The organism is Pseudomonas sp. efr-133-TYG-5, assembly GCF_030209175.1.
Taxonomy (GTDB): domain Bacteria; phylum Pseudomonadota; class Gammaproteobacteria; order Pseudomonadales; family Pseudomonadaceae; genus Aquipseudomonas.
Genome location: NZ_JARVSM010000001.1, coordinates 90,040 through 112,591 on the forward strand (window position 1 = coordinate 90,040; position 22,552 = coordinate 112,591).

A 22,552-nucleotide genomic window follows, 5' to 3' on the forward strand; every position below is an offset into this window, starting at 1 on the left:
ACGCCGGCCCGAATCGTCGGCTGTGCCGGGCAGTCGATTGTCGCGACTGCTGCGTTTTGGCAGTCTGGCCTCCGGCGTGGTGGGCGGCTTGTAGCAGCTGTAAGAGTTAAGAAGTCTATCGTTCCTGAAAAGCCTCGCCTGAAAGGACTGCTTCAGCTCCAGCAAATATATGATTTAACCTATGTATGAATATGAGAGTCGAGTCCCTTCAGGCTATTTCATCAGGGGCTGCCCATAAAAGCAGATGATGGTGGGGTCATTTTGAAAAAGAGTCAGCTCCCAGTCAAAACGTGCGTGACCTGCGGCCTTCCTTACACCTGGAGGAAAAAGTGGGCACGCTGCTGGGAGGAGGTGCGTTACTGCTCGGAGCGTTGCCGGCGGAGCAAAAGCTGACCAGAAAAGGGCCGTCAAACGCCTTCTTTTTATTCAAACCAAAATCACTTGGTCAGCCAGGACTCAACAGTCGTGGAGCCATGTTCAGCTTTCCAGTCCTTAAGCGTTTTGTGGTTACCGCCCTTGGTTTCCACGACTTCGCCGGTGTGAGGATTTTTATAAATCTTCAACTGGCGCGGCTTGCGACTGGTTCTAGACTCGACGGTTGGAGCGCGACGGCTGGCTCGTGGGTCAAGCAGGTTGATAACGTCTTTCAGGCTGTAGCCATACTTTGCGAGCAGATCGCGCAGCTTCGTTTCGAATTCGATTTCTTTCTTGAGACTTGCATCACCCTTCAGGGCTTCGAGAGCCTGGAGCTGCTCGGCGAGGTGTTTTTCGAGTTGGCGGAATTCGGCGAGTTTGGACATGACAGGTCTCGTTTTGATAGATACCTAAGAGTGCATTGCAGATCTAAGTGATCGGTTGCAATCGGCCAGCAGCAGACGCTCACCAGCATTCCCTTTTTCGACGGATCGCCTCCCTTCCAGTCGCCGCCTATCATTACTCAAGGGTTTTGAAGGCAAATTGATGGAGGCGAGTAATGAAAAGGATTAAACCCAACGCCCTCGCGTTAATGTTGCTCTTTGCATTTTCAAATGGAGTTTTCGCGGAAACGCCCTCCCATCGGGACGCTAAAGTCTTCGTCAATCAGGCTCAGATCGGCCGAAACCTTCGTGGTATTGCGCTAACGGTAGCGACACAGACCGTGAGCTTTACGACGCTCGCTGCCAAATTGGGGCGCGCGGATGCGTCTTCAGCGGTATCGCAGGAGATCGATGCACTGCTGCCGAAGTATCAACCCCAGTGGGATGAAAACATCGCGCAAGCATTTGAAAAAACATTCTCTGAGGAGGAGTTGTCCTCGCTCGCTTTGGAAGGGCGATCATCAAGGTACGCGTCGAAAGTCAGAGAACAACAAAACAAGATTGGCATGGCGATGGAGTCGAGCTCCAAACCGATTCTGACCGAAATGGTCTCAGAAGCCCTCAATGCTGCGTTGTCCAAGCAATCCCTGAAATAAGCGTCCTGTCATTGACACCATTGACGAGGTCGTTCGCCTTCCATTCAAGCGACGGAGTGCTTTGGGTGGTTTTCTGTCTTTCGCGACAGGCAGAAAAAACGATCATCAGCAGTCATTCGTGCGTGACCGTCTGCAACTCATAGCAGCCCTTCACGGAGCCGTGGACTCAGCGCTGCGGTGGCTCCTGCGCTAAATAACCACGACTTACGCTCATCAAATCCTCGGTCGGGAGGATCGGTTTGGCATGAAATGTCGGTTTTTCGGCTTATACGCTTAAATCCTCAGGGCTAGGATGTATTACCTACAGCGTCGTTGTAAGTGTCCATTGAAACTCGAATGGTCTGCGCTCTATCTCTACAAGTCCCAATGCAGTCAGGAGCAACTATGAATATTGAAGTAAAAAACAAATCCATCGTACTTAAAGCTTTCGATGCTTTATTCAATCAACGTGACTACGATGCGGCCGAGAAGTATTGGTCTGCGGATTATCTTCAGCACAGTGCGCTTATCCCTCACGGTCGGCAGGGCTTATTCGACTTGATCAAAAGTTTGCCCAATACGCTGACGTATGAACCCAACGTAATAATGGCTGCGGATGACAAAGTGATGGTTCATGGCCGTTTCTCTGGAAACGGTAGTCCGACTGCACTTATCGCAGTAGACATCGTTCGTCTCGAAAATGGCATTCTCGTCGAACACTGGGACGTGCTCCAGGACGAGGCCACCACAGTCAGTTCTGCCAGTGGCCTACCCATGTTCGGCGCACGTTTCCCGGATTCAATTGAGTAAAGGGGGAGGCTGCGACAATCCAATCTTGGCCCCTGAGATTAGAGGGTGCTTCGGGACGGGGATGAGTCCGCCCCGGCTGCGCCAACGAGATTTCATACTCGATAGTTCGATATCGAGCGATTTTTACGAGCAGGCGTCGTCACACGACCCATTTCAGGGGAGTTTGAGTTCCGCTCTTTGCCGCATCTAGCAACCGATGCAGGCGCAATGCATCGTTGAACGTTGCCGCCGCATGGGTGCCTTCGGCAACGTCCTGCGCGTATACGTGATAGAGCTCTGCCAGTTCCAGCACGGCTGACGGCAATGACGAGACCGGCAGTCGCTGATAACTCTCAGGCACGGGCAACACTTCCAGCGTCAGGTTATCGCCATGCGCGCCCTCGACGACATAGTCGTCGCCGACATCGCCAAACGCCGAACGGTTGGTGATTTTCAGGTCGCCCTGGTCGCCGGTGATATCGATCTGCACACCTGAGCCGTTGCGTTTTCCCCCTTCGATGTGGATCGAAATGACGCCGCCGTTTTCGAGCATGCCGCTGAGTACGAGCTGGTCGGGGGCAGTGCTGTCGAGCGTTTCGCCAGTTTCCTTGATGGTCACTTTCGGGAATTGGTTGACCATCAACCCCGAGACGCTTACTGGCCAGCCGGTGGCCGTGAAGAGCATATCGAGGAAGTGTCCGGCGTAGATGGCAATGACGCTGGAAAAGTTTTCCTCTGGAGCGGTCCAGCGCAGGGCGTTGGGGCGCAAGGCCTGGAAGTAATTCATGCTGACGTGCATGCGCACGGAGCGCACCTTGCCGACGTAGCCTTGTTGAAGCAGGTCTTGCAGGTAGCGGTTGTGCGGGGCGTGGCGGCGTTGCAGGCCGACGATATGACGCACGCCGGCGTCTTTGGCCAGGTGCAGCAATTGTTCGGAGTCTGCGGTGGTGGTGGTCAACGGCCATTCGCAGTAGACGTCTTTGCCGGCAGCGATGGCGGCGCGCACGGTTTTTTCGTGTTGCGGGGCGGTGTTGAGCACCACGACCAGATCGACTTCAGGGTTGTTGACCAACGCTTCGACCGAATCGGCGACTTGACTGATGGCATACTCGCTGGCCGCAGCTTCGGCACGTTCACGGCGTTCGCTGTACACCGCTTGCAGGTGATATTGCGGCAACAGATTCAGCACGCGCAGATGGCCGTGGCGAGCCCAGTTGCCAACGCCGATGATGCCGACGCGAATAGGTGAGTGTGCAGTTGTCATGGGAATGTCCTCGTAGGGTTTGACTGACGAGGTGAAGTCTAGGGAGCGCAGCCTCGCGGAAAAACCGGCCACAGGGCCGAACTCTGCGGACAGGAAAGGCGCTAATGGCGGCACGGCACACACGTTCGATTGTGGAATGATTGATCCGCAGTGATCGGAGCTGCGCACTGTTTTTCCGCAGTCGTCAGCTACCTAGCATGGCGCCACTCATTACTGTGGAGCTTTGCCATGAACGATCTGTCTGCCTCACCGGCCACCGCTGCGCTCGCGCCAGCGGTGCCGTCCTCCTGGCGCGACTGGCTGTCGGTGTCCGCCGTGGCCTTGGGCGCTTTCGCCTTTGTCACCACCGAATACCTGCCGGTCGGCATCCTGCCGCAAATTGCCGATAGCTTGGGCGTCACCGATGGTGTGGCCGGGTTGATGGTGACCGTGCCGGGCATGGTTGCGGCAGTGTCGGCGCCGGCGATCATGCTGGGTGCCGGACGCATGAATCGGCGACACCTGTTGCTGCTGTTGACCCTGTTGCTGGTGGCGTCCAACGCCGTTTCCGCGGTGGCACCGTCATTGCCGATCATGTTGTTGGGCCGCGGCTTGTTGGGAGTGGCACTGGGTGGTTTCTGGGCGGTGGCGATTGCGGCTGCCGGTCGGTTGGTCAGCGAGTCAAAAGCGGCGAAAGCGACGGCACTGATCTTTGCCGGGATTACCTTGGCGACGGTGTTCGGTGTGCCGTTAGGTACGTTTGTCAGCACGCTGTTTTCGTGGCGGATGTCGTTTGCCGTGACCGCAGGATTGGCGTTGCTGGCGCTGGTTGCTCAATGGCTGACGCTACCCTCGCTGCCTTCCCGCGAGGGCTTGCAGGTACGCGCGCTGTTGGCGTTTTTGTCACGCAGCACTGCCCGCCGCAGCATGCTGTTGCTCGGTACGGTGGTGGCGGCGCATTTCACCGCGTACACCTACATTGCGCCGTTCCTCGGGCAAGAGGCGGGTTTCTCGCCGAGTGCGATCACTGCGATTCTGTTGGGCTTTGGCCTGGTCGGTATGTTGGCGAACTTCGCCATGGCCGGGAGCATCACCACGCACTTGCGCGCGTCGCTGGGCGCCGTGGTCTTGCTGATGGTGATCGCGCAATTGGCCTTGCCCGGATTGCAGGGTTGGGGCATGACGTTGGCGGTGCTGGTGTGGGGGGTTGCCTACGGCGCAATTCCGTTGGGCGTGAGCAGTTGGATGCAACTGACGTCGCCGCAATTGCCGGAAGCCAGTTCAGCCATGTTGGTGACCACGTTTCAGGTGGCGATTGCTTCGGGGTCGCTGTTTGGCGGCTTGATGGTTGATCACGCCGGCGCGTCTTCTGCGTTGTGGCTGGGTGCCGCCATCGGGGTGCTGGGTTTGGCGGTGATGCTCAGTTTCGGTCTCGGCAAAGCGCCGATTGCCGACGCGCTGCAACGCTGATTCAAACCTTCAAGATGTTGTCTTTGAAAAAATCGATCAACACTCGCAACCTCGGTGCCGTCTGCTTCGACGCGGGCCAGAGCATCCACAGGTTGCCGGTGTGATCGGTATAGTTCTCCAGCACCACTTTCAGCCTGCCGTCGGCCAACGGCTGCCGGATTGAAAAATCCGGTAGGCAGGCAATCCCCACCCCATCGATCGCCAGGTACGTCAGCGGATCCATCGTGGTGCAGGTCAATGCCCGCGTCAGGTTCGGCTCGATGTGCGTATCGTCGACGCGCAGCGGCCAACGCTCGATCATCCCGGTGGCCGGAAATTTGTGCAGCAGGCACACGTGGCGGACCAAATCGTCGGGGTGTGTCGGATCGCCATGTCGCTCCAGATACCCTGGCGATGCCACCAACTGCAATTGATAACCCCCCAGCTTGCGCGCCATCAGCCGCGAATCCTGCGGTGCGCCCGTGCGGATCACCGCGTCGAACCCTTCTTCTATCACGTCCACCATGCGGTCGGACATGTCCACGTCCAGTTCGATGTCCGGGTAGGCACGCATGAACCCGGCCAGAACCGGCATGATCAACACGTTCTGGATCGGCACGCTGATGCGTACCTTGCCGCGCGGGGTAGTGGACAGCTCCAGCAATTCCATTTCTGCCGCTTCCACTTCGCTGAGAATACGCTTGCAGCGGTCCAGGAACAGTTCGCCTTCGGTGGTCAGGGTGACACTGCGGGTGCTGCGATGGAACAGCCGCACCCCCAGGCGCTCTTCCATTCGCGCCACGCTCTTGCCCACGGCGGAGGAGGAGATCTCCAGCAAGCGACCGGCTTCGGTAAAGCTGCGGGTTTCGGCCACATGAATGAAGGCCGTGATGCCGCTGAGGCTGTCCATCATTTGAGGTGTGCTCGGTGCTGGGAAAGGGTTTAGGCAGAGTAGAGGCGGGCGGGGAAATTGGAAAGGGAAGTAATCGGCAGCCAGGCGTCGGCGTTGACCGCCTTTTTAATACGACTTCTCGAATGCTCAACTAACATCAACAGCCAGTGCTGTTGGTCGCTAGTGGGAACTGCCGGTTGGCTTCGTCCCTTGCAGTGCTCCTCTACTAACGAAAAGGAATGGGAATGAAACCCTCCACGCTAGCTTCGCGCGTCGTCTTTGCAGTAACGCTGGCTATCGGCGGAGGACTTTTCACAGCTGCCCCGGTTCAGGCCGCAGCGCCTATGCAATACAAACAAGTCCCGGGCTTCTATCGCATGATGCTGGGCGATTTCGAGGTGACCGCACTTTTCGACGGCGGCATCAGTATTGATTCATCGCTGCTGAGCGGCGACCCGGCCCTCATCCAGTCGCTGCTGTTGCGATCATTCTTCGATGATCCGCAAAAGGTGTCCGGTTCAGTAACGGGCTATCTGATCAATACGGGTTCAAAACTCATTCTCATCGACACCGGCACGGGAGGCCATTGGGGTGGGCCTACACTTGGCAAGCTCACTGACAACCTGAGGGCTGCCGGCTACAAACCTGGACAAATCGACCTGGTGTTGCTGACGCATTTGCACGCTGACCACGTTGGCGGAATTTACGACGCCAAAGGCCAACGCGTGTTCTCGAAGGCACAGATTTCCATGATGAAGACCGAGAGTGACTTCTGGCTGTCGAAGGACATTGCGGAAAAAGCGCCGGTGGACGCAAAAATATTTTTCCAGATTGCCCAGGCTGCCGCTGCGCCTTACAGGGCGGCTGGCAAATGGCAGCCATTGCAGGGCATGGATGAAGTCGTGTCGGGCATTGCTCCAGTTGCCATCCCGGGGCATACGCCAGGGCATGTGGGTTACAGGATATTGTCGAAGGGGCAATCGCTGCTGATCTGGGGCGATGTTGCCCACGTCGTTTCTGTGCAAATGGCACATCCCGAAGTGGGTATCGCGTTCGACGCTGACGGACCAACGGCAATCAAGACCCGCGAAGCACTTTTCGTGAAGTTGGCAGAGGACAAAACCCTGGTCGGTGGTGCTCATATGCCGTTTCCTGGCTTTGGGCGCCTGCGCAAGGAAGACACAGGCTATTCATGGGGGCCAGTAACCTTCATGAATCTGAACTGATGGCACCTTCGACAAGGTTAAACGGACCTGCAGATGAACATTCAAAGCAAGGATGATCATTAAGCGCAAAGTTGTCTTTACGTCGGTTCCATTCTCTGCAGCGTTTTCCAATCCTGCAGCCCGTGAGATGTCCCGAAACGTCGGTATTTCGACCCATCTACGGCTTAGCTCGCGCCTAGGATAAACCCTGAATTCACCGCACGGGCAACCTGCCCGTCTACTCGAAATCAGGAGCAGGCCATGAGCACTATCGAACACCTCATTCTTGTACACGGTGCCTGGGCCGACAGCACCAGTCGGAACAAATCGCGTGCCTTGATCGAGGCCGCCGGCCTGAGTACGACCACCTGCCGCTGTCGCTGACCTAGTCATTCGCGCTGCCAAGTAAGCGATATATCCCCTCCATTGTTCACGCTTTGCATTTCTGAAACCTCAGAGGACTCACCCATGAAACTCACTCAAAACACTATCTTCATCACCGGCGGCGGCTCTGGCATTGGCCGTGGGCTGGCCGAAGCACTGCACAAGCTGGGAAACCAGGTAATTATCTCAGGTCGGCGCAAGGGCCATCTGGAAGCTATCGTTGCGGCCAACCCGGGCATGCACGCGGTCGAACTGGATATTACCGATCCAGCCAGTATTACCGCGGTCGCTAACCAGTTGATCAACGAGTTCCCGCAGCTCAATGTACTGATCAATAACGCCGGGATCATGTTGCCGGACACTGCGGACGGCTCCGTGGATGACGAGGTGCTGACGTCGACCGTTATCACCAATCTGATGGGTCCCATCCGCATGACTTCGGCGCTGATCGAGCACCTCAAAAAAGCCGATGACGCCTATGTGGCGTACACCTCCTCAGTGCTCGGTTTCGTGCCCATGGCGTTGACGGCGGTGTACAGCGCCACCAAGGCCGCGCTGCATTCTTATGCACTTTCACAGCGCTTCATGCTGCGCGACACCTCGGTCAAGGTGCTGGAAATCGCACCGCCCTGGGTGCGTACCGAGTTGATGAACAGCTCCGAAGTCGAACTGGCGATGCCATTAGATGAGTTTATTGCCGAGACAATAGCGGTGCTGGGCACGGACGCGGTGGAAATTCTGGTCGAGCGGGCCAAGCCAATGCGCGCCAATGCCGGGGCGGAAGAACACGCCTTTGTCACTGAGTTCAACACCCAGATATTGGAACTCTATGCCCAGTGAGCGATATGCGGCGCGTGCATGAGTGCGGGCGCCGTTATCCGGACATCGACGGTTCGATCTCCATGATCGCCAGCATTACAGCCAAAAAGTCCGAAGTGATGGGAAACGCGACCCATTTATTCACCCCGGAAAATCACCTTTACTGACGCCAAGCGCCCAACCCCGAAAGCCCAAATGGCTATCGACGCGGGCAGATATCCAATGGCTCTACACATACACTTGCATCGAGGCAATCATGTCCAAACTTCATTCCCCAGTTAAAGTCGGGCGGTTCACCTTCGCCCACCGAATTGTATTGGCACCGCTGACTCGCATGCGTGCCGAAGATGGCGCTCGTCCTGGCGCCCTGATGGCCGAGTACTACGCTCAGCGCACTTCCGAAGGCGGTTTCCTGATCGGTGAAGCCACCATTGCCGCACCAAACGGCAATGGCTATCTAGGCGCACCTGGCCTGTTCGACGACAGCCAGATCGAGGGCTGGAAACATGTCACCGATGCCGTACACGCCAAAGGCGGCAAGATTTTTCTCCAGCTCTATCATGCGGGGCGCCAATCCAATGTCGACGTGCAGCCTGCAGGCAGCATCCCCGTCGGCCCATCGGAAGTCCTGCACGGCGGCGTTGCTTACACCAACGACGGTTGGGTACCCAATACCCCCAACCGCGCCCTGACCATTGAAGAGATCGCAGGCTTGGTAGAAAGCTTTCGTACTGCTGCCGAGCGCGGTGTGAAAGCGGGTTTTGACGGCGTAGAGCTGCATGGCGCCAACGGTTATCTGGTTGACCAGTTCCTGCAGGACAACAGCAACAAGCGCACCGATATCTATGGCGGCTCATTTGAAAACCGCGCTCGCTTCCTGTTGGAAGTGACCAACGCGCTGATTTCGGTGTGGGGCAGTGACCGTGTGGCCGTACGTGTAGGTCCGAGCGGCACCTGGGGGGACATGGGCGACAGCGATCCAGAAGGTCTGTTTACCTACGTCGCACAACAACTGGCGCCGCTGAACCTGGCTTATCTGCACCTGATCGAGCCACGCATCCTGGGTAACATCGAGGACGAGAATGCCAACCCGGCGCCTGTCGCTGCCCAACTGATGCGCAAGCACTACAAAGGCGTGATCATTGCTGCCGGTGGCTTCAACGGCGAATCCGCCGAGGCCATCCTTCAGGCTGGCGACGCCGACCTGGTGGCGTTCGGTCGCCACTTCATCGCCAACCCGGATTTGCCGGAGCGCCTGCGTCACAATCTGCCACTGAACGCTTATGACCGTCCGACCTTTTTTGGCGGTACCGAGGTGGGTTACACCGACTACGAGTTCTATAAAGAAGAGGCGTTTGCGTAACGTCGTTCGCCAGACTCGGGTGGCTATAGCTCAGAGACCAAACGAAGCCCCCTCGCGGGGGCTTTTTTTTTAGAATCTTGGCGTTAGCGCTGCCACGGCGGGCCAGTTGGTCGCGTTATTTGCTCTGGGCTATGCACTGAGTTTTCCAGTATTGGCTCAGCGTTCCAAGAATGAATAACGGCGGCCGATGGCCGCCGTTATTGTGTTGCGAAAAATAGAAACTTATAGCTGGGCATCTGAGCCGAATGTCCGGCGTAAAGATTGCGGCGATTGACCATACACGCGCAGGAAGGCCCGGCGCATACGCTCACGGTCGCCAAAACCGGTCTCCGAGGCCACTGCTTCAAGTGTTAGGCGCCCCTGTTCGATCATCAATCGGGCGGCCTCCAGACGCAGGTTCTCAATAGCCTTGGCGGGGGAGCTGCCGGTCTGCTCGCGAAAGCTTCGACTGAATTGCCGAGGACTCAGGCACGCCGCATCCGCAAGGTCTTCTACGGAAAGGTCGCGGCGCAGATTTTTGCGAGCGAAGTCCAGCGACTGCTGAATGCGGTCGGAGCTCGGGCTCAGTTCCAGCATCGCCGAATGCTGGGATTGCCCACCCGCGCGACGATGGTAAAGCACCAGCCGTTGCGAGACGGTTCGGGCCAGAGCAGCACCGTAGTCCTTCTCGACCATCCCGATGGTTAAATCGAGCGCAGCGGTCATGCCCGCCGAGGTCCAGATCTTTCCATCGATGATGAAGATGCGATCTTCTTCAACTTTTATTGCGGGATATCTATCGCGCATTTCCTTGGCACGAGCCCAGTGCACTGTGGCTCGGCGCCCATCGAGCAAACCGGTCTCGGCAAGCGCGAAAGCGCCGACACACAAAGCGCCTACCCGCCGTGAATTGGCATTGGCTTCAACCAGAAAGGAGTGAATACCGTCCGACGCCGAGCTGCGATCCATTGCACCGCTGATCAAGACGGTATCGAAATCAGTTCTGTTGAACTGCTGAGTATCAACCGACGCGAACAGCGAGCTGGCGACTAGACCGCCATGCTCGGATAGCACACTGATGTCGTAAAGTTTTTCACCCGCAGCCAAGTTGGCAAACTCGAAAGCTGAAAGCGCAGCAAGGCTCATCACCTGAAAATCAGGCCGTACGATTAACGCCACACTTTGCATAAAAACTCCCGTTTGCCCAGCTGAACACCGGCTTGAGGCATGGATTCTGGTGGCACGCGAAACGTAAGCATGCGCGAAAACCGGAGGACTGCAAGCACAACCGCGATTTCGCGGGAATTGGCTTTTTACCGGCTAAATTCAGTAAGGCCGATACTGACGCACGAGAGCGTCAATCCGCAGTCAGAGCATTCATTGGAATGCACCACGAACCCAATTCGCCAGACGCATTGCTGCTAGGCGCAAAGGCCGAAAACGACGGTTATTCGGCCTTTACTGACGTCAGGGCGCACTCTAATCTGGCCGTCTATCGTGCACTCGCCTTTGGAGCAAATCGCATGTCTCATAAAGGCACGGCCGTCATAACCGGCGCAGATACCACAATAGGCACAGCCTTCGCCCACCGACTGGCACAGCGCGGTTACGACCTGATTCTGATTGCGGCAAATCGGCCGCGATTAATGATACTCGCGGCATCGCTCACCGACTCCAGCGGTCGATCGATCGAAGTGTTGAATGCGGATTTGGCAGTGCCCACCGAGATAGCCCGCATCGAAGGCGTGTTAAGCCAGGACGCCAGTATCACGATGTTAATCAATCATCACTCCGTCACCGAGGCACATGAGACAGGCGCGGCAATCGCGTTGGGGGTGACAGCTCTCATGTGCTTTTCTGATGCCTTGGTAAATGGTTTTGTAAAACGAAACACCGGCATAGTGATCAACCTGGTGCCCGTCTTCGAGGCAAGTTCAGGCTCGGCCATCCAGTCAGCGAGTAGCGCTTTTCTTCTCTCTCTGTCCGATACGCTGCAACAGCGCTTCAATAACCTATCCGTACGTGTTCAAACCGTCTTGTATGCGGGTTTGCAGCCGATTCATTTCCAGAGTGCAGTGGCCATCGTGGACGCCGCGCTTGAGGATTTTGATTATGGAGAAGCCATCTCGCTGCCGACGTTTGCCCATAGGTCGGCTTGGAATGCCTTCGCGGCGGCCCGACTAGAATTACTCGGCAAGATAGGGAGAGAGTCCGGCACGGTGACGCCTGCACGATTGCTGCATTGAAACGCGTCGTCTCGGTATTGCTACTGGATGGGAAGCCGAGAATCGTTCTGTCAGCCTTTCCCTGTTCAATTCAAAGAAGCGCTTGAAGATCTTTGCAGATGGATCAAAGCCTAAGTGGCTGAGTTGAAACGAAGATATTGTTCACCTGCGCGGGTTTGTCGACGATATGGCTGAGCGGGGTACCAAGGCAAACAGCATTCAGTCACGCGAGGCAGTTTTCGACCCGAGTAGACATGTGGAGAGGAAATTACGCTCGCTTAAGCCTTAGTGGGAAAAACAACCTTGATCGACGCGCCCGCTCGAGCAGCGAGCAAAGCTACCTCAGGAGTGATCCCCACCTCGCTCCAAGCCAATCTGGCTGCGACGCACACTATTAATTCCAGCTCACAGCAGCGACCGCCCAGTTCGGTTTTGATACAGGCGAGGGTGCCCTCGAAGGCGGACATCGTGACTGGGAGCAAAAGCGGATTTTCGAAAAATCCAGAAATCCGGGTTGATTCAGGTATTTCTGAGCTTCGGTAGAAGTCACCGCCAAACAAAAAGGAACAGATTTCTGTCCTCTTTGATTGCTGGCTTCAATCCTTTTCAGGACATTTGAAGTTCCAGGAGTAGATTGTCATGTCCCTGACTTCTTCGCCGACAGTTCCGACACCCAGGCAATCTCCGTTCTTGACGTAGTTGAAGCTGCAGTAGCGAACGCCCTCCGAGCAGGACTCGATTTCATTGAAGCCTTTTCTTTGGATGACGCTTTCGACCCCGAACTCACCTGAGTAAGTCGGATTCGGCTTCCAGCCATTTTTGATCAACGCATTTCGGGCTTGCGCAAATGGCATTCCCTCTTTGATCGGAACCTCTACGGCGCTGGAAAATAGACTGACGCTACACAAAAGTCCGATGGTGAATATTTTTAGTTTCATTTCAACCATACCGCCAGAACCTCTATGACCTGATCATTGATCATTGATCAGTGGACTCATTATTGAATGTCCACTTCGCGGCCTTCCAGCCGGCTGCCCGACCATACCCGAACTTCGTGTGATAATCGCCACCCTTGACTCGCGCCAACCTATCCAGAATAGCTTTCACGTTTTTTCGATAGCTAGCCATCACCAAGGGCAGGCTACTGTCGCTTATACATAGGCATCATCCGAGTGTCATCTATCGTGGCGAACGAAAATTGACCGAAAACGGTTGTGAGTGACACCGTGTAAAAAGCGAGGAATCAATTATTGGAATCAAAAAGATGGCCGGAAGCGATGTCGCGCGAATACAGCGTCCTGAAGGCGAACTGCTGAATATCCTTGAGGAACTGAGCGCTCTCGAATTGAGGCGATTTACGACTTAACGACCTAGGGCTTTTAGCTGGCGCTACTCCTCGGATAAAAATCGTTCGATGATCATCGCCACCGCATGCGCCGGAGACGTCAGGGCTGTGTCTATATTAAACGGAGTGCTTTCCCACGCCTCATATTCGTGATCCAGCACAGATTGCCAAGTTGGTGGAGTCAGCCCAGGAATATCAATTTTTCTGGTTTCTACCCGGCGCTGGTGTTCATGTTTATCAGAGCAGATCACTCGGATGTTCACTAATGGAGCACCAGAGCGTGCGGCGATATCGCTCCACGCCTTTCGGCTTTCGATTACTGGGTTAACACAGTCAACTATGACCGTACTGCCAAAACGAAGATTGCTCAAAGCAAGCTCATTGGCGACCATGTAACCGCTCCGACCTACGTCTTGTGCAAGAGCACCGGAATCTCGAATAGCCTGCTCAATCGTATCGATCCGCAGATACACGGCACTTGTTCTGGTGGCAAGGTCACTTGCGATAGTCGTTTTTCCGGTACCTGGAAGGCCGCTGAAGACAATGAGCATTCTATGTCCTTAGGTTAGTGAGTTAACCCAGTTTAGGTGGCTGCCAGGTATGCGGCAGCAACTGGTCGATTTCGTTCGCGCGCTGCGTTGGCAGCCGCGCGAGAACATCCTTCAAATAAGCATACGGATCATGCCCATTCAACCGCGCAGACTGGATCAAAACTCATGATCGCCGCTGCCCGTTTTCCGCTGCGTAGTGACCCTGCGAAGGGCCAGCTCTTGCGTCCAAGGGCCTCGGCTGGATCTGGTTCTCCGCCCGATTGTTGTCTATGGGTACGGCCCCGTCATTTAGGTAGCGCGACAGTGCTGAATAGCGTTTCAGGCTGTATTCCAGCGCTCTGCTGATAGCCGATCGTTCGGGTACAAGATCACGCTGGGCCACCATCCAGGCATACAGCATATCCATCACCGGTACGGCTCTTACTTGCCGCTCGGCCCCGTAAACCCGGTTCAAGGTCGCGGACTTCGCTCTCGATTTCCTACAGCAACTGGATAAAACGCAGGGCCTGCTCGGCGAGCAGGCTCTCGTTGTTGGCGTGCAGTTTGAAGAACTTGCGGCGCGCATGGGCCATGCAGCCGGTCTCGGTGACGCCGAGTTCAAAGCTGGCCTTGTAACCGCCAAAATCATCACACACCAGCTAGCCTTTCCAGTCCTGCAGGAAGTTGCGAGCGTGCTCACCAGCCCTGCTGGGGCTGACGTTGTAAACGACAGCCGCTGTTTCGCAGAATTGGCTGCGTGGAAACTATGCCGGCAACGCTGTGCGCTTGGGCTTTTGCTTTTTCTCGGTCGCCGCTGGCACTGTTCGCAAGGCCTGAAGCTTTGCTTCAATCGCCGCGATATCGGTATTAATCAAGTCAACGAGCAAGCTAGCCTGATCAGGAATCATCTGTTCGCTGCGCTTGCAAACTTCAAACGCTCGAGCTGTGCAATCTCATGAGTCAGCTTCTCGATCACCGTGTGATCGCGATGGATCTTCTTGCCCATTGTTTCGACTGTCTGATCGAGACTTTTCACACGCTGCATCAACTGCTCTGCCAGAGCGCGCAGTTGTTCAGGGGTAAGGTGGTCGAGATTGGGGTGCGAATGGCGGCAAGATAAGCGCGCAAGGTGATGCTGGCACTGGAAGAAAAATTCGTTCAGCGACTACGGCAAGCGCCCACAACGACTATAGTCACTGGTGAGCCAGAGCGAATCCTGCCGTTGCGTTACCCTCCTGGCCCTCAATCCAATACCGAGAAGTCTCGGCAGGCTTCTTCGTGCTTCTTGATGCGGAAACTGAACGTCTCGCTTCCGAAAACTCTCAGACTCAGGCTGAGATCGAGGCATCGTCGCCATTTATATTCCCTTGACGGAGGATGGAGTCAGCCATCCTGGCAAGTCGTATCTCCCTGAGTACACCTCAATCCCCATCTATCAGGGCTCAGGCAATGAACACTTCAGGATTGGATCACGCAAAAGAAACGAATGACGGCCTGGTTCAGGGGCCGCTGCCAGCCGGCACTGTCGCGCCCGACTTCTCGCTTTACGCGACTCCCGACCAGCAGTTGTCGCTAATCGAGCTAAAGGGAAATCCGGTGATACTGTCGTTTTATCCTGCTGACTGGAGTGCGGTTTGTGGCGACCAACTGACCTTGTACAACCAGTTGTTACCCACATTCAGAGAATATGGTGCGACTCTACTGGGTATTTCGGTTGACAGCGCATGGTGTCATCAGGCCTTTGCCAAAGATCGGAATTTCCACTTCAACCTGCTTGCCGATTTCGAGCCCAAAGGGGCTGTGGCGCGACAGTATGGAGCGTACGACTCCCACCTGGGGGTTTGTAAGCGGGCACTGTTCGTGATTGACAAGGAGGGGGTAATAGCCTGGAGCTACGTCTCCCCGATGGCAATAAATCCCGGAGCGGACGGCATTCTGGATGCGCTGGATGCGCTAGCGAATTCATCACAAAGCACGCCAACCTAAATAGACAGGTGATCCCATGGCCACTCTCAAAGTCCCGGTAAATGCCGGCGACCATCGCCAAGGAAGTGCGCATGCCAAGGTCACACTGGTGGAATTTGGTGACTATCAATGTCCCTATTGCGGTGAAGCGTATTGGATGGTCAAGGATCTGCAACAGCATTTTCGCGATGATTTACTGCTCGTGTTCCGTAATTTTCCACTGACTACTGCTCACCCGCATGCGATGGCTGCAGCTGTCACCGCTGAGTTTGCCGGGAGTCGAGGATTCTTCTGGGAGGCTCACGACGAACTGTATGAAAATCAGGATCGATTGGGCCTGCCGCTGTTTCGGGCCATTGCTTTAAAACACGGCCTCTCCGACGAAGAGCTGTATCTTGCCATGCAAGACGGTACTTACGTACCCAAAATAAAATCCGATTTTAATGGCGGCGTACGCAGCGGCGTGAATGGCACCCCAGCGTTTTACATAGACGGGCTTCGCTATGACGGGGTTCCAGAGTTCACCGAAATGACTCAGATGATTGAGCTTTCTTTAATGCGAGGGTGAAATCGCCAGACAGCGACATTGGTCAGGCAACACCCACGCCGAAGCCGAAGACGAACCAGCGGTGGTTTCCTTCTATATTTAAGAGGTGCATACGGAGCCCGCAGCGAATGAAGTCTTTAAAGTATTATGAAAAAAATCGACGCGCCACATGGTTGGAGTTGTTTTTTGACCTGATTTTTGTTGTTGCAATTGGCAAGGTAACGCATATTCTCGGGCATGTTCACGAAGAGCACTTTGAGCCGGAGCAGTTATGGACATTTTTGCTGCTTTTTGTCCCGTTATGGTGGGTCTGGTCTAGTCACACGATTTACTCCAACAGGTTTGACTCAGACAGTAGTCCTCACCGTTTGGCAACATTATTTATGATGTTGCTGCTAATAGTACTATCCGCACTTATTGGGGGAGCGATAGAAGCAAACTATCCGCTGGTGATTGCTTGCTATTCTGGTATACGTATCATCATCAGTATTATGTATATTTCGTCCAGAAGTAAGCTCAATCACCGTGGCGAGTTTTCTTCCAGACTCGGCTTCGCCCTATTGGCTAGCGCGGTTATTAGTCTTTCATCCATTTTTTTTGACCCGCCTATCCGTTACTTTGTCGCTTACTTTGGGATTTTTCTCGATGTTCTATTTCCTGTATTTGTTTGGGGTAAACTAAAGCCGTTGCCAGCACATACAGAACACTTGATTGAACGACTAGGCTTGCTCACCCTCATCTTATTGGGCGAGTCAGTAATAAGCCTTTCTGCGGGATTATCCGACAATATATGGGATCGTTATAATGTGATGACGGCAATCACCGGATTTGTCATGATTTGCAGTATCTGGTGGATCTATTTTGACAGCTTTTACCTGTTGAGCAAAAATGAAAGTAGCATGAGTGGGCACTCATTGATCTATTCGCACCTTTTTCTATTTATGGGATTGGCACTCCTCGCCAATTTGATCAAGCATGCGATTTTGAATGATATTGTGATGCTTGATTTTCAGGTTATGTCAATTATCGGCATGACCTTATTTTTTCTGGGTAAACAATATGGTTATTTTGTAGCCGTGCCAATAATAAGAAAATACATAATACAAAACACTTTGATCGTATTGTCGTTGAGTGGGTTGGTTATATTCCTACCCCGCGTCGAGTACATCTTGGCCGGCCTGACAGCGACCATGATCTGTTATGTTTTCCTGAATTTCAGATATCGTTAAGTCTTTATTTCAGGCTTCAGGTTGGGAAAAGTGATCAAGCGGCTGACCTGCGGCTTACGCGCTGCCCACTACGTCATTCTCAATGTTCGTGCGCCACCTGCCGGTGGTCTCCTTGGGTTGGTAATCCTGATATCGTCGACCATAGTTAAGAATCGGATGCCCCTTGTGGCTATCATGACCTGATAGCGCCAGCCGCACCGTAACAACAGGAGCCACGTCATGGTCAAGGTAGCGTTGTTCGTTCGTCTGGAAGCAAAACCCGGGAAAGAAAAAGAGGTAGAGAGCTTTCTCTTGAGTGGCCTTCCATTAGTGGAGGAAGAACCAGCCACGACGGCTTGGTTCGGAATTCGCTTGGGGCCTTCCACCTTTGGCATATTTGACGCGTTCCCGGATGAAGCAGGGCGGCAGGCTCATCTTTCGGGAAAGGTCGCAGCGGCGCTTATGGCAAAGTCTGCCGAGCTGTTTGCCGAGCCGCCATCAATTGAGAAGGTTGAAGTCCTTGCGGCCAAACTACCCGGCTAAGCAAGCCCAACCAGGCACTCCGACCAACGTTCCTGCAGCCCCTTTGCAGCGTCAGGAACGCGGCTGAGTTTGCCCGCTCACCGATGCGTTATGGGTTTGGGGGCAAGGCGGGCTATGGCATCCTGATCCACGCTACCCAGGTATTGATCAGTCGCAGCGCAGAATGTGAACATCAAGTTGGCAGCGGTTGACTGCTTCTCGAGAATCATCTATTGGCCGAGAGCTACCGTTCACGGCTGACCGTTGTTCGCCAGAAGCAGACGTTATTACCCGGGTAAAACAAGGTATTCGCGGCGTATCAAGCAAAATGATCAGGTCGGCATGGGCAGGGTCGAGTGTGCCCCGGGCATATTGCCGTCAGAAATCCAGGCCTCGGCAGTGATCGCTTCGCTGACGCGTAAGCGAATTTGCCCTGCATCGGGCTCGACCCAATCGGGCTCCCAAAAGATGGTATGCAGATGCACGCCATGAAGTTCGAGCCGCTCGCCCAAGGCGCGGGCGAGAGTAGTTCTACCGCTACCGGCATTGCCCAGAGTTGCAGTACGTTGCATGCGCACGTCCTGTCCCAGAAAAAGCCGGCGATTGTGCGGGATCGACTGGGCAATTAACGTTTGACCAGAAGCAACCTGCCGCGGAGCACTTCTTCCACAGTGCATCAGCGCCTACCAGTCCGAGTGCTCACATCCACCCACACGGCCAACACCAGAATGCTGCCCTTGACGATCATCTGCCAGTAACTGTCGACGTCGAGCATCGACATGCCGTTGTCCAGGCTGGTGATGACCAGCGCGCCGAGGAGGGCGCCGTAGACGGTGCCGACGCCGCCGCGCATGGAGGTGCCGCCGATAAAGCAGGCGGCAATGGCGTCGAGTTCGCCCATGCTGCCGGCCGAGGGCGAACCCGCGGCCAGGCGGGCGGTGTTGACCACGCCGGCGAGGGCGCACATCACGCCCATGATCCCGAAAATCCACAGCTTCACGGCTTGCACATTGATACCCGACAGGCGCGTCGCTTCCATGTTGCTGCCCACGGAATAAACGCGCCGGCCGAACACGGTCTGGCTGGTCACGTAGCTGAACCCGCCCAGCAGCACCAGCAGAAGCAGGACCGGCACGGGAATACCATCGTAGCTGTTGAGCGTCTGGACGAAGCCGGCCAGCACCGCGCCGATCAACAGCACACGGACGACGTCACGCACCAGTGAGTGTGCCGCCAGGCCGTGAAGGGCGCGATTGCGCCGTTGCTTCCAGGTCAGACATACCGTCAGGGCGAACAACAGCAGGCCCAGGCCCGTGCCGATCGTGTGAGGCAGATAACCCTGGCCAATGTAGACGAGTTCAGGCGATACCGGGGCGATGGTCGTGCCGCCGGTAATCCCCAGCAAAATGCCCCGGAAAGCCAGCATGCCCCCCAATCCGACGATGAACGACGGAATGCGCAGATAGGCCGCCATGTAGCCGTTGGCGAGGCCGATCAGCAGCCCGCACACCACGACAAGGCTCAGGTTCGCCAGCAGCGGTATGTGGTAGACAACGTCGAGAATGGCTGCCACCCCACCGAGCAAGCCCAGCAACGAGCCGACCGACAGATCGATCTCGCCGCTGATGATCACCAGTACCATGCCGCAGGCGAGAATCCCGGTAATGGACATCTGGCGCAGCAGATTGGAGAGGTTGCGCGGTGTCAGGAACCCGCCCTCGGTCTGCCAACTGAAGAACAGCCAGATAAACGCCACGGCAAACACCAGCGCGAGCATTTTGTAGCGGGTGAAGAGTTGTTTGACCTGATTCATTTACGCGGATTTCCGATCATTATTGTTATGGCCATCAGGCTGGCTGAGTGCGGCGGCGAGCAGCTGTTCCTGGGTGAGTCCTTGGTTGATGAAGTCGCCACGCAACTGGCCTTCACCGATCACCAGGACGCGGTCGGAAACGCCGAGTACTTCCGCCAGTTCCGAGGAAACCATGATGATCGACACGCCTTCGGCTGCCAGTGCTCCCATCAGCTTGTAGATCTCGTACTTGGCACCGACATCCACGCCTCGGGTGGGCTCATCGAGAATCAGCACCCGCGGTTTGGCCAGCAGCATCTTCGCCAGCACGGCTTTTTGTTGATTGCCACCGGACAGACTGGTGATCGGCAGGAACGGACTCGCGGTCTTGAGGTGCAGGCGCGAAATTTCCCGATCGATGCTGCCCAGTTCGGCTTCGGCATCGATGCGGGTCAGTTTCGCGTAACGGTCCAGCACGGTCAGGGTGATGTTCTGACCGACGCCCAGGTCTGGAATGATGCCCTGGCGCTTGCGGTCCTCGGGTACCAGGCACAGGCCGGCGCGGATGGATTTGAGCGGCGTGCGTGTGTCGATGAGCTGGCCTTGCAGCCAGACTTCGCCTTCGTGGCGGCCGGGGTAGGCGCCGAACAGGGCTGTCACCAGTTCGGTGCGGCCTGCACCGACCAGTCCGGCGATGCCGAGGATTTCCCCGCGCTTGAGGCTGAACGAAATATCGTCGACCCGTTTGCGCCTGGGGTTGTCGACGTCGTAGCAGGTGATGTGGCGAGCCTCGAAAATCACCTCGCCAATGGCGTGTGGCGTGGTGGGGTAGAGGTTGCTCATTTCCCGCCCGACCATCTGACTGATGATCTGTGGAATATCCATGTCCGCCATGGCGGTCGTGGCGATGTGTTTGCCGTCGCGGATCACCGAAATGGTGTCGCACACCGCGGCCACTTCATCGAGCTTGTGGGAGATGTAGACGCAGGCGACACCCTTGGTTTTGAGCTCGCGGATGATGTCCAGCAACACCTCGATTTCCGAACGGGTCAGGGCCGATGAAGGTTCGTCGAGGATCAGCAGGCGCGCGCGTTTGTTCAGGGCCTTGGCGATTTCCACCAGTTGCTGATAGCCGCCGCCGTACTGCGAAACCGGCAGCGACACGTTCATGTCCGGCACTTTCAGTTCACGCATCAGGGCTTCGGCGCGGTGGATCATCGCCGGGTAATTCATCCGTCCACCGGGCAGCGTCAGCTCATGGCCCATGAAAATGTTCTCGGCCACCGACAGGTCGGGAACCAGCGTCAGCTCCTGGTGAATGATGACGATGCCGGCGGCTTCCGTTTCGCGGATCGATTGCGCCTTGAGCGGTTGACCGTCCCAGAGGATTTCACCGTCCCAGGTGCCATGCGGATAGACGGCGGAAAGGATCTTCATCAGCGTGGACTTGCCGGCGCCATTCTCGCCGCACAGCCCGAGGCACTCACCCGGCCTGACCTTGAGGTCGATGCCATTGAGTGCTTTGACACCGCCGAAGGTTTTGACGATACCGTTCATTTGCAGCAGATAGTCGGACATGGAGAGGGCTCGCATACCAAAGACTCATGTGGCACTCATCTTTGTGGGAGCGAGCCTGCTCGCGAAGGCGCCAGTACATTCAAGCGCGATACAGGCCAAACACCGTCTTCGCGAGCAGGCTCGCTCCCACAAGGGTTTCGCATAACCAGGGATCAATGCCTGGGTTACTGTCCAGCGATCTGCGCCTTGGTGTAGAAGCCATCCTGTTCCAGCAGGTCGATGTTGTCCTTGGTCAACGGCGTCGGGGTGAGCAGGATGGTGTCGACTTTTTTGCTGCCATTGTCGTACTGCGAGCTGTAGGCGGGCTTCTCGTTCCGCGCCAGTTGTACCGAGAGCTTGGCGGCTTCGGAGGCGATGAGTTTCAGTGGTTTGTACACGGTCATGGTTTGCGTGCCGGCGATCACCCGCTTGACCGCTGCGAGGTCTGCGTCCTGCCCGGAAATCGGCACCTTGCCAGCCAGTTGCTGAGCGGCCAGTGCCTGGATGGCGCCGCCTGCCGTGGCGTCGTTGGAGGCGACGATGCCATCGATTTTGTTGTCGTTGCGGGTCAGGGCGTTTTCAACAATGCTCAGCGCTTCGGTAGGGTTCCATTCCTTGACCCATTGTTGGCCGACGATCTTGATATCGCCCTTGTCGATGGCCGGTTGCAGCACTTTCATCTGACCTTCACGCAGGACTTTGGCGTTGTTGTCAGTGGGCGCACCACCGAGCAGAAAGTAATTACCCTTGGGCGCTGCATTCAGCACGCCGCTGGCCTGCATCTCGCCGACCTTTTCATTATCGAAGGAAATGTAGGCGTCGATATCGGCATTGAGGATCAGGCGGTCATAGGACACGACCTTGATCCCGGCTTTCTTCGCTTCGGCCACCGCATTGGTCAGCACCGTGGCGTTGAACGGCACGATGACGATGACATCGACGCCACGGGAAATGAGGTTTTCGATTTGCGAGATCTGCTTTTGCTCGTTGGCATCTGCAGACTGAACGAAAACCTTGGCGTCCATTTTCTCCGCCGCCGCCACGAAGTAATCGCGGTCACGCGACCAGCGTTCCAGGCGCAGATCATCAATGGAGAAGCCGATTTTCGGGTGGGCAGCATCGGCCATTACCGGTAGCGACAGCAGCGCCAGGGCGCTGGCCAATAGCGCGCGTTTTACATTGTTCATTGTGGTGCGTCCTTTTATTTTTGTTGGAAAGACACTGCCTGACGATGAGTCTCGGGCTGGTAGAACTGTAGAGAATCGGTAGACGCAGCGCAGACAGATTTGTCGTGCGAATGTCACAG

Annotated in this window: 22 protein-coding genes and 3 pseudogenes; 14 read left to right on the forward strand and 11 right to left on the reverse strand. The window is 55.8% G+C overall.

Features of this window, described 5'->3' with window-relative positions; all coding sequences use genetic code 11:
• Window positions 1–261: 261 nt before the first annotated feature.
• Complete coding sequence (locus QRN70_RS00360; RefSeq protein WP_285415191.1) at window positions 262–393, forward strand: DUF2256 domain-containing protein; 132 nt, start codon at window positions 262–264, stop codon at window positions 391–393.
• A 44-nt stretch (window positions 394–437) separates the two neighbouring features.
• Here the strand turns inward: QRN70_RS00360 and QRN70_RS00365 are convergent, their stop codons facing one another.
• Window positions 438–800: a histone-like nucleoid-structuring protein, MvaT/MvaU family gene (locus tag QRN70_RS00365; RefSeq protein ID WP_285415192.1), complete on the reverse strand. Its 363-nt coding sequence runs from the start codon at window positions 798–800 to the stop codon at window positions 438–440.
• 173 nt (window positions 801–973) lie between these two features.
• Here QRN70_RS00365 and QRN70_RS00370 point away from each other — a divergent pair, with 173 nt between their 5' ends.
• On the forward strand, window positions 974–1,453 hold the full coding sequence (locus QRN70_RS00370) for a hypothetical protein (RefSeq protein WP_285415194.1): 480 nt from the start codon (window positions 974–976) through the stop codon (window positions 1,451–1,453).
• A gap of 384 nt (window positions 1,454–1,837) precedes the next feature.
• Window positions 1,838–2,242 carry a nuclear transport factor 2 family protein gene (locus QRN70_RS00375; protein ID WP_285415196.1) on the forward strand — a complete coding sequence of 135 codons (405 nt, stop codon included), beginning with the start codon at window positions 1,838–1,840 and terminating at the stop codon, window positions 2,240–2,242.
• A gap of 139 nt (window positions 2,243–2,381) precedes the next feature.
• On the opposite strand, the gene QRN70_RS00380 is transcribed toward QRN70_RS00375, so the two are convergent.
• Window positions 2,382–3,653, reverse strand: a complete 1,272-nt coding sequence (locus tag QRN70_RS00380; RefSeq protein WP_285415197.1) for a Gfo/Idh/MocA family protein — start codon at window positions 3,651–3,653, stop codon at window positions 2,382–2,384.
• 60 nt (window positions 3,654–3,713) lie between these two features.
• Here QRN70_RS00380 and QRN70_RS00385 point away from each other — a divergent pair, with 60 nt between their 5' ends.
• Window positions 3,714–4,934 (forward strand): MFS transporter, encoded by a 1,221-nt coding sequence (locus tag QRN70_RS00385; RefSeq protein ID WP_285415199.1) that lies wholly within the window; start codon window positions 3,714–3,716, stop codon window positions 4,932–4,934.
• Window position 4,935: 1 nt separating this feature from the next.
• On the opposite strand, the gene QRN70_RS00390 is transcribed toward QRN70_RS00385, so the two are convergent.
• Window positions 4,936–5,823 (reverse strand): LysR family transcriptional regulator, encoded by an 888-nt coding sequence (locus tag QRN70_RS00390; RefSeq protein ID WP_285417966.1) that lies wholly within the window; start codon window positions 5,821–5,823, stop codon window positions 4,936–4,938.
• Between the two features lie 227 nt (window positions 5,824–6,050).
• Between QRN70_RS00390 and QRN70_RS00395 the strand changes: the two genes are divergently transcribed.
• The 4 genes from QRN70_RS00395 to QRN70_RS00410 all read left to right on the forward strand — a co-directional run bounded on the left by QRN70_RS00395 (window position 6,051) and on the right by QRN70_RS00410 (window position 9,576).
• The gene (locus QRN70_RS00395; protein ID WP_285415200.1) at window positions 6,051–7,031 is read left to right on the forward strand and encodes an MBL fold metallo-hydrolase; all 981 of its coding nucleotides are present in this window, start codon (window positions 6,051–6,053) and stop codon (window positions 7,029–7,031) included.
• A 240-nt stretch (window positions 7,032–7,271) separates the two neighbouring features.
• A complete protein-coding gene (locus tag QRN70_RS00400) occupies window positions 7,272–7,394 on the forward strand; it encodes a hypothetical protein (RefSeq protein ID WP_285415202.1) in 123 nt (40 codons plus the stop codon).
• Between the two features lie 84 nt (window positions 7,395–7,478).
• On the forward strand, window positions 7,479–8,234 hold the full coding sequence (locus QRN70_RS00405; RefSeq protein WP_285415204.1) for an SDR family oxidoreductase: 756 nt from the start codon (window positions 7,479–7,481) through the stop codon (window positions 8,232–8,234).
• Window positions 8,235–8,469: 235 nt separating this feature from the next.
• The gene (locus QRN70_RS00410; RefSeq protein ID WP_285415206.1) at window positions 8,470–9,576 is read left to right on the forward strand and encodes an alkene reductase; all 1,107 of its coding nucleotides are present in this window, start codon (window positions 8,470–8,472) and stop codon (window positions 9,574–9,576) included.
• A gap of 222 nt (window positions 9,577–9,798) precedes the next feature.
• On the opposite strand, the gene QRN70_RS00415 is transcribed toward QRN70_RS00410, so the two are convergent.
• A complete protein-coding gene (locus QRN70_RS00415; protein ID WP_285415209.1) occupies window positions 9,799–10,743 on the reverse strand; it encodes a GlxA family transcriptional regulator in 945 nt (314 codons plus the stop codon).
• A gap of 197 nt (window positions 10,744–10,940) precedes the next feature.
• Between QRN70_RS00415 and QRN70_RS00420 the strand changes: the two genes are divergently transcribed.
• A complete protein-coding gene (locus QRN70_RS00420) occupies window positions 10,941–11,801 on the forward strand; it encodes an SDR family NAD(P)-dependent oxidoreductase (protein ID WP_285415211.1) in 861 nt (286 codons plus the stop codon).
• 575 nt (window positions 11,802–12,376) lie between these two features.
• Here the strand turns inward: QRN70_RS00420 and QRN70_RS00425 are convergent.
• The 3 genes and pseudogenes from QRN70_RS00425 to tnpC form a co-directional block, all read right to left on the reverse strand.
• Window positions 12,377–12,727 carry a hypothetical protein gene (locus tag QRN70_RS00425; protein WP_285415213.1) on the reverse strand — a complete coding sequence of 117 codons (351 nt, stop codon included), beginning with the start codon at window positions 12,725–12,727 and terminating at the stop codon, window positions 12,377–12,379.
• A 442-nt stretch (window positions 12,728–13,169) separates the two neighbouring features.
• A complete protein-coding gene (locus QRN70_RS00430; protein WP_285415215.1) occupies window positions 13,170–13,676 on the reverse strand; it encodes a P-loop nucleotide/nucleoside kinase family protein in 507 nt (168 codons plus the stop codon).
• 22 nt (window positions 13,677–13,698) lie between these two features.
• Window positions 13,699–14,817: pseudogene (gene tnpC / locus QRN70_RS00435) on the reverse strand (IS66 family transposase).
• On the opposite strand from tnpC, the pseudogene QRN70_RS27740 reads away from it, so the two are divergent.
• From QRN70_RS27740 to QRN70_RS00455, 5 genes and pseudogenes are all read left to right on the forward strand, one after another.
• A pseudogene (locus QRN70_RS27740) lies at window positions 14,804–15,026 on the forward strand (hypothetical protein); the annotation flags it as partial. The pseudogenes tnpC and QRN70_RS27740 overlap by 14 nt on opposite strands.
• A 78-nt stretch (window positions 15,027–15,104) precedes the next feature.
• On the forward strand, window positions 15,105–15,641 hold the full coding sequence (locus tag QRN70_RS00440) for a redoxin domain-containing protein (RefSeq protein ID WP_285415217.1): 537 nt from the start codon (window positions 15,105–15,107) through the stop codon (window positions 15,639–15,641).
• 16 nt (window positions 15,642–15,657) lie between these two features.
• Window positions 15,658–16,188, forward strand: a complete 531-nt coding sequence (locus tag QRN70_RS00445; protein ID WP_285415219.1) for a DsbA family protein — start codon at window positions 15,658–15,660, stop codon at window positions 16,186–16,188.
• Window positions 16,189–16,295: 107 nt separating this feature from the next.
• Entirely contained in the window at window positions 16,296–17,396 is a 1,101-nt protein-coding gene (locus tag QRN70_RS00450) for a low temperature requirement protein A (RefSeq protein WP_285415221.1), read from the forward strand.
• A gap of 219 nt (window positions 17,397–17,615) precedes the next feature.
• On the forward strand, window positions 17,616–17,918 hold the full coding sequence (locus tag QRN70_RS00455; protein ID WP_285415223.1) for a putative quinol monooxygenase: 303 nt from the start codon (window positions 17,616–17,618) through the stop codon (window positions 17,916–17,918).
• A gap of 264 nt (window positions 17,919–18,182) precedes the next feature.
• Here the strand turns inward: QRN70_RS00455 and QRN70_RS00460 are convergent.
• The 4 genes and pseudogenes from QRN70_RS00460 to xylF form a co-directional block, all read right to left on the reverse strand.
• Window positions 18,183–18,469: pseudogene (locus tag QRN70_RS00460) on the reverse strand (P-loop NTPase family protein); the annotation flags it as partial.
• Between the two features lie 104 nt (window positions 18,470–18,573).
• Window positions 18,574–19,710 (reverse strand): sugar ABC transporter permease, encoded by a 1,137-nt coding sequence (locus QRN70_RS00465; protein ID WP_285415225.1) that lies wholly within the window; start codon window positions 19,708–19,710, stop codon window positions 18,574–18,576.
• Window positions 19,711–21,267 (reverse strand): D-xylose ABC transporter ATP-binding protein, encoded by a 1,557-nt coding sequence (xylG, locus tag QRN70_RS00470; protein ID WP_285417967.1) that lies wholly within the window; start codon window positions 21,265–21,267, stop codon window positions 19,711–19,713.
• 164 nt (window positions 21,268–21,431) lie between these two features.
• Window positions 21,432–22,433, reverse strand: coding sequence for a D-xylose ABC transporter substrate-binding protein (xylF, locus tag QRN70_RS00475; RefSeq protein ID WP_285415226.1), 1,002 nt, complete (start codon window positions 22,431–22,433; stop codon window positions 21,432–21,434).
• Window positions 22,434–22,552: the final 119 nt, after the last annotated feature.

Coding starts and splice junctions, on each gene's coding strand:
- QRN70_RS00365 (WP_285415192.1), bottom strand. CDS start 800: ATGTCCAAACTCGCCGAATTCCGCCAACTCGAAAAACACCTCGCCGAG.
- QRN70_RS00370 (WP_285415194.1), top strand. CDS start 974: ATGAAAAGGATTAAACCCAACGCCCTCGCGTTAATGTTGCTCTTTGCA.
- QRN70_RS00375 (WP_285415196.1), top strand. CDS start 1,838: ATGAATATTGAAGTAAAAAACAAATCCATCGTACTTAAAGCTTTCGAT.
- QRN70_RS00385 (WP_285415199.1), top strand. CDS start 3,714: ATGAACGATCTGTCTGCCTCACCGGCCACCGCTGCGCTCGCGCCAGCG.
- QRN70_RS00390 (WP_285417966.1), bottom strand. CDS start 5,823: ATGGACAGCCTCAGCGGCATCACGGCCTTCATTCATGTGGCCGAAACC.
- QRN70_RS00395 (WP_285415200.1), top strand. CDS start 6,051: ATGAAACCCTCCACGCTAGCTTCGCGCGTCGTCTTTGCAGTAACGCTG.
- QRN70_RS00400 (WP_285415202.1), top strand. CDS start 7,272: ATGAGCACTATCGAACACCTCATTCTTGTACACGGTGCCTGGGCCGAC.
- QRN70_RS00405 (WP_285415204.1), top strand. CDS start 7,479: ATGAAACTCACTCAAAACACTATCTTCATCACCGGCGGCGGCTCTGGC.
- QRN70_RS00410 (WP_285415206.1), top strand. CDS start 8,470: ATGTCCAAACTTCATTCCCCAGTTAAAGTCGGGCGGTTCACCTTCGCC.
- QRN70_RS00415 (WP_285415209.1), bottom strand. CDS start 10,743: ATGCAAAGTGTGGCGTTAATCGTACGGCCTGATTTTCAGGTGATGAGC.
- QRN70_RS00420 (WP_285415211.1), top strand. CDS start 10,941: ATGCACCACGAACCCAATTCGCCAGACGCATTGCTGCTAGGCGCAAAG.
- QRN70_RS00425 (WP_285415213.1), bottom strand. CDS start 12,727: ATGGTTGAAATGAAACTAAAAATATTCACCATCGGACTTTTGTGTAGC.
- QRN70_RS00430 (WP_285415215.1), bottom strand. CDS start 13,676: ATGCTCATTGTCTTCAGCGGCCTTCCAGGTACCGGAAAAACGACTATC.
- QRN70_RS00440 (WP_285415217.1), top strand. CDS start 15,105: ATGAACACTTCAGGATTGGATCACGCAAAAGAAACGAATGACGGCCTG.
- QRN70_RS00445 (WP_285415219.1), top strand. CDS start 15,658: ATGGCCACTCTCAAAGTCCCGGTAAATGCCGGCGACCATCGCCAAGGA.
- QRN70_RS00450 (WP_285415221.1), top strand. CDS start 16,296: ATGAAGTCTTTAAAGTATTATGAAAAAAATCGACGCGCCACATGGTTG.
- QRN70_RS00455 (WP_285415223.1), top strand. CDS start 17,616: ATGGTCAAGGTAGCGTTGTTCGTTCGTCTGGAAGCAAAACCCGGGAAA.
- QRN70_RS00465 (WP_285415225.1), bottom strand. CDS start 19,710: ATGAATCAGGTCAAACAACTCTTCACCCGCTACAAAATGCTCGCGCTG.
- xylG (WP_285417967.1), bottom strand. CDS start 21,267: ATGTCCGACTATCTGCTGCAAATGAACGGTATCGTCAAAACCTTCGGC.
- xylF (WP_285415226.1), bottom strand. CDS start 22,433: ATGAACAATGTAAAACGCGCGCTATTGGCCAGCGCCCTGGCGCTGCTG.